Annotated in this window: 4 protein-coding genes and 2 pseudogenes; 5 read left to right on the plus strand and 1 reads right to left on the minus strand. The window is 41.7% G+C overall.

The features are described 5' to 3' along the window. The first annotated feature begins 349 nt into the window (after positions 1–349). From QMA12_RS21740 to QMA12_RS21755, 4 genes and pseudogenes are all read left to right on the plus strand, one after another. Positions 350–1234 carry an IS982 family transposase gene (locus QMA12_RS21740; protein WP_290211454.1) on the plus strand — a complete coding sequence of 295 codons (885 nt, stop codon included), beginning with the start codon at positions 350–352 and terminating at the stop codon, positions 1232–1234. Between the two features lie 102 nt (positions 1235–1336). Next, a complete protein-coding gene (locus tag QMA12_RS21745) occupies positions 1337–1606 on the plus strand; it encodes a hypothetical protein (RefSeq protein WP_290211455.1) in 270 nt (89 codons plus the stop codon). Positions 1607–1668: 62 nt separating this feature from the next. Next, positions 1669–2865, plus strand: a pseudogene (locus tag QMA12_RS21750) (IS66 family transposase); the annotation flags it as partial. Between the two features lie 376 nt (positions 2866–3241). Next, positions 3242–3976 (plus strand): hypothetical protein, encoded by a 735-nt coding sequence (locus tag QMA12_RS21755; protein WP_290211456.1) that lies wholly within the window; start codon positions 3242–3244, stop codon positions 3974–3976. A 184-nt stretch (positions 3977–4160) separates the two neighbouring features. On the opposite strand, the gene QMA12_RS22260 is transcribed toward QMA12_RS21755, so the two are convergent. Beyond that, a complete protein-coding gene (locus QMA12_RS22260; RefSeq protein WP_356948039.1) occupies positions 4161–4493 on the minus strand; it encodes a transposase in 333 nt (110 codons plus the stop codon). A 313-nt stretch (positions 4494–4806) separates the two neighbouring features. Here QMA12_RS22260 and QMA12_RS21760 point away from each other — a divergent pair. Next, positions 4807–5202: pseudogene (locus QMA12_RS21760) on the plus strand (IS21 family transposase); the annotation flags it as partial.

Raw genomic sequence — 5202 nt, forward strand, 5'->3', positions numbered from 1 at the left:
AGGGGTCAAAATACTGCTGCGCCATCCTACATGGCGTTATAACGACTTGAGCGGTATGCGGGGAAACTCGCACGTACCGTTCTTAGAGGGCTGGGCTCGAGTAATCGGGTCTGGCTACTCGACAAAAACAAAAGTTCAAATGGCCAAATAAAGCCACTCTGCAAGAATTTGAACTCAGCCCTGGGCAACTGAATTGGTTGTTGTCGGGATATGATGTGCTTGGTCATGAGGAGTTGCTGTATCAATCTATGATCTAATTAACCTGAATCTCGTTTAAGAAATTGAACTAAATGCCTGTTCCGAGATCCGAACTTTCGACCAAGAACGATTGGATAAACAAGGAACAGGCATGATTAAATTAGTTGAATTGTTTTGCGATGTCGATGATTTTTGCAAAGTATTTATACCCCAATGGAAAAAACAATTACTCGAAGATGGCACCCAAAAACGTCAGCGAGCAGGGCGTATGACGACCAGTGAAATTATGACTATTGTTATTAGTTTTCACATGTCACATCATCGTGATTTCAAAAACTACTACCTTGGATATGTATCACTTATGTACAAAAGTGAATTTCCTAACTTACTCAGTTACACACGATTTCTAGCCGTTATGCCGAGAGTAATTGTGCCAATGTGTGCCTATTTCACTTCACTTAAAGGTAAACCCACAGGCCTTGAATTCATTGACTCTACATCTATTAAGGTCTGCCATAACATTCGTATTCCAAGACACAAGACCTTTGATGGAATAGCCCAGCGAGGTAAAGGAACGATGGGATGGTTTTACGGCTTCAAGCTGCATTTAGTCGTTAATCATCATGGTGAAATTGTTGCTGCGAAAGTGACAACAGGAAATGTACATGATACTCAACCAGTCCGCGAATTAGCGAGCTGCCTGACGGATAAATTATACGGTGACAAAGGATATTTAAGTAAGGCTTTAGAAGCTGATTTGCTCGATAAAGGGGTAAAGCTCATTACGACGGTTCGCAAAAATATGAAGGCAAAAGCGATGTCATTATGGGATAGAGCGATGCTTTCAAAGCGTTTTATAATCGAAACAATTAATGACCAACTCAAGAATATATCCTTCATTGAACATTCGAGACATCGGAGTATGAACGGCTTTATGTTGAATTTAGTGGCTGGATTGGTGGCTTATTGCTTTAAAGAAAATAAGCCACACCTTAATTTAACTGACGTAGAGCTTAATGCATTAGTTATCGCTTAAGCAGATCTCAGGTTAATTAACAGTAAATGATCATTGCCACACATCATATTTTATCTGCTCTGCAAACGAGAAAGGTGCATAAAATTTTGTTAAATTGCAGGTATGAAACTCGATGCACACTCACTGCCTGACGACCTAGAACAACTCAAACGCATGTTGCTTGAGTTGCAACACGTCGTTGTGAAAAAGGATGAAGAATTAGCTAAAAAAGATGCGCAAATTCATGAATTGCTGCAAGCTTATAACGCGACACTTGCCAAAGAGTACGCCAAGAAATCTGAAAAGATGCCGGGTGCAGGCGAAGTATTCAATGAAGCGGAAGAAACGCTTGATGAGTATGATAAAGCGCTATTGGCAACATCCCCTCAGTAAAGAAAGAAAAAGCCAAACCTAAACGCCGCCAACTGCCAGCGCAGTTACTGCGAGTAGACGAGATTGTTGACCTCGATGAGGGCCAAAAGTATGTGATTGCTGCCAAAGCCCCTTACATAAAATGGGTGAAAGCAGCAGTGAAGCGTTAGAGTTTGTGCCTGCGCATATCAAAGTCATCAAAACCATTCGCCCGAAATATACATGCCGTCACTGTGAGCGAGAAGGCATTGAAAGTGTGGTGAAAACCGCAAAAATGCCGGCAACAGCCATGCCAAAAAGTATCGCCCCCCAGTTTATTGAGCCAAATAATCATGTGTAAATACCAGTTTGGCTTACCGCTTTATCGCCAAGAAACCTTGTTTGCCGATATCGGTATTGAGTTGAGCCGGCAAACCATGTCGAGCTGGATGCTACGCTGCGCAGAGCTGTTGTCTCCTCTATATCAACGCTTAAAAGAGGTGTTGTTATCGCAAGCGGTTATTCACGCTGATGAAACCCCGTTAAATGTCATTAACGCAGATAAAGCGACAAGCTATATGTGGCTGTATTGTTGTGGCGATGATAAACCGGGTAAAGGCACTAATATTGTCCTGTTCGATTACTATAACAGTCGTGCGGGGCAATGTGCGGTTGATTTTCTTGATGGTTACCAAGGCTACCTACACGTTGATGGTTACAAGGCTTATGAGCAAACTCAGGCAACATTGGTTGCATGCCTTGCTCATGTGCGTCGTAAATTCATTGAAGCGAAAGGCAATAATAAGAAAACAGGCAAAGCGGATGTGGCGCTCAACCTTATTGGCAAGCTCTACGGTATTGAGCAAGCCATCAAAGATAAACCAGCCACGGAAAAGTACACTGTTAGACAACAAAAAGCGAAACCAATCGTTGACGAGTTATACCAATGGTTTCTCAAGCACAAAGATAAAATTCCGCCCAAAATGGCGCTAGGTAAAGCAATCAACTATGCGATAAATCAATTTGAAAAATTCCGACGTTACTTAGAGGATGGCAGACTTAAAATTGATAACAACCGCGCAGAGCGAGCCATAAAACCATTCGTGATAGGGCGAAAAAACTGGCTGTTCCCAAATACCCGCAATGGCGCGCATGCCAGTGCCATACTCTATAGTCTAGTTGAAACCGCAAAGGCCAACGATCTGGTGGTGCATGACTATATATCTACCTGTTTACAGCACCTTACTGAGCAGCCCGATAACCTTGAATCGCTGTTACCTTGGAACATTAAACAAAGCTAGGTGTCGTTGGCTATACGCTTACAGTAAACGAAGGTGCCTTTCCAAGTATTAACACAAATGAGATATGGGGTTGGCTTATTGCTGGAATTAAAGAGATCACACCAGCTTATCGAATAAATGCTATTAATATAACAACGCATGGTGCAACAGCTGCTCTGGTTGACCGTAATTCAGTTGATACTGATGGTCTTGTCCTCTCTATTTTGGATTACGAATACACAGGCGTTTATAGTCAAAGTCCAGAATATGAAAGTATTCGCCCTTCATTCGATAATACTTTTTCACCATCTTTACCGGCCGGATTAAACTTAGGTCGTCAGTTATATTGGTTAAAAACAAATTTCCCTGAAAATTTCATGAAGTTACAGATATACTCATGTACCCACAATACTGGGTATGGCGTTTCACAGGGCAAAGAGTAAATGAAATAACTTCATTAGGCTGCCATACAGATTTATGGTCAATTAAAAGCAATAGTTACTCTTCTTTAGTTGATTACCTAAATTGTGAAAAATGGCTACCTAAAATACAACCTGCATGGTTTGATTGTGGCCAAGTAACACCTGCACTTATAGCTGAGCTTGGCCTTGATCCACAATGCCATTTTTATAATGGCATTCATGATAGTAATGCGAGCTTTTTACGATATAAGTTAACCCAAAATGCGGCCCCATTTACAGTAATATCAACGGGAACCTGGACTATTTTGATGTCATCTCAGGTATCACTTAGTAACCTAGATGCCAAAAAAGATATGCTTGCTAATATTGATGCTATGCAGCAGCCTATTGCTTGTGCTCGATTTATGGGCGGCAGAGAGTTTGAAGCTATTTGTGATCAAGCTGGCTCTTGGCTTGGTGAGCAATTTAATGTAAATGATATTCAAAATGTGATTGAGCAGCAGGTGTTCGTATTACCTGATTTTAGTGATGGGAGCGGTCCATTCGGAGGAGCTAAATGTGGCTTTAGTACTAATACAGACAAAGTAAGCGGTATTGCATTAGCAACAATATACTGTGCTCTTATGATAGATTATCAGCTAGATATGTTAGGCGCTAAAGGGGATGTTTTTATTGAGGGTGCTTTTTTGAAAAACCCATTATTATGTTAACACCACTCGTTTAAGAACGAGTGGTGTTTTTTCGTTTATACCTAACTGGATATTTTTGTGTCTTTGCGAGCACCGTTCGCGGATAAGCTTTTCGCTTTCTTTTCTCCGGTAATATTAGCCGTTTACCGTTTTCACGTAGTTCTTTTAGCTTTTTAGGGATTGTCCTGGGGCTTCGACCTGAGCACTATAAAAACTCGTCTTGTATTAGGTATAATGCGTTTATGAAACTGATGCGTAATGGCTCCACTTCATGGGCTTTAGCTATCTCTGCCATTTCAAGTCTCACGATATTGTATGACGTCAGAATACCCCAAAGCTCTTGATAAATACCTTCCTTTTTCAAGCTCCGTAGCGCTGACTTATTAGATAACTGATATTGCTTGAGCTCACCATATCCTCGCTCTATTTCCCATCGTTGCCAATAAACATCGAGTAGCGCTTTCAGCGGGTACTTTTCTGGACAGGCGCATGAGGTGATGAAGCCTTTTATTTCACCTTTAGGTGTCGGAATTTGAATAAGCCTTGCTTACCATGTATCACCTAGGTAAGGGGCTAATTTTTTAGCTTGTGGCGAAATAGGCATTGTTATTAAGTGGTCGTAATCACTAAATGATTCCGTTATTTCATAGCGCATTTTACTTTTGATGGGCGTTGTTAATTTGCACCGCTATGGAGCCATTTGACTTGCGGCGTAATGGCGCCACCTAATTTGCACCTAATGGCGCCACCCGATTTGCGGTTAATGGCGCCACTTTAGTCACCCTTTCTCCCCTCAAACGTCATTGTAAATAGCGTATCTTTATGTCTACTTTTTAGACAAGGAGAAGCGCATGGCAAACAAGAGGTTTGAAATGTATCAATATCGACAAATACTCGTTCGAATGCGAATGGGAGAATCTAATCGTGCTATTGCCGAAAGTGGCCTAATGGGACGCAAAAAGTCACAGAAGCTAAGGGACACTGCGCTTGAGCATGGCTGGTTAGATAAACTTAATCCAATGCCTGATAACGCGCAACTGGCAACGGTACTTAACGTTACGGTGCACACGCCATCATCAAGTGTCTCTTCCGTCCTACCCTATGCTGAGAAGGTCAATAAGTGGATTGAAAGTGGCGTTCAAGGTAGCACTATCCATCAGAAATTAGTAAACAGTTACGGCTTCACTGGCAGCTATTGGGCGGTAAATCGTTATATCAAAAGTGTGATTGCCGATTCGCCAAGCAAG

It is taken from the genome of Pseudoalteromonas sp. APC 3893 (assembly GCF_030408095.1).
Classification (GTDB): domain Bacteria; phylum Pseudomonadota; class Gammaproteobacteria; order Enterobacterales; family Alteromonadaceae; genus Pseudoalteromonas.

Coding starts and splice junctions, on each gene's coding strand:
- QMA12_RS21740 (WP_290211454.1), top strand. CDS start 350: ATGATTAAATTAGTTGAATTGTTTTGCGATGTCGATGATTTTTGCAAA.
- QMA12_RS21745 (WP_290211455.1), top strand. CDS start 1,337: ATGAAACTCGATGCACACTCACTGCCTGACGACCTAGAACAACTCAAA.
- QMA12_RS21755 (WP_290211456.1), top strand. CDS start 3,242: ATGTACCCACAATACTGGGTATGGCGTTTCACAGGGCAAAGAGTAAAT.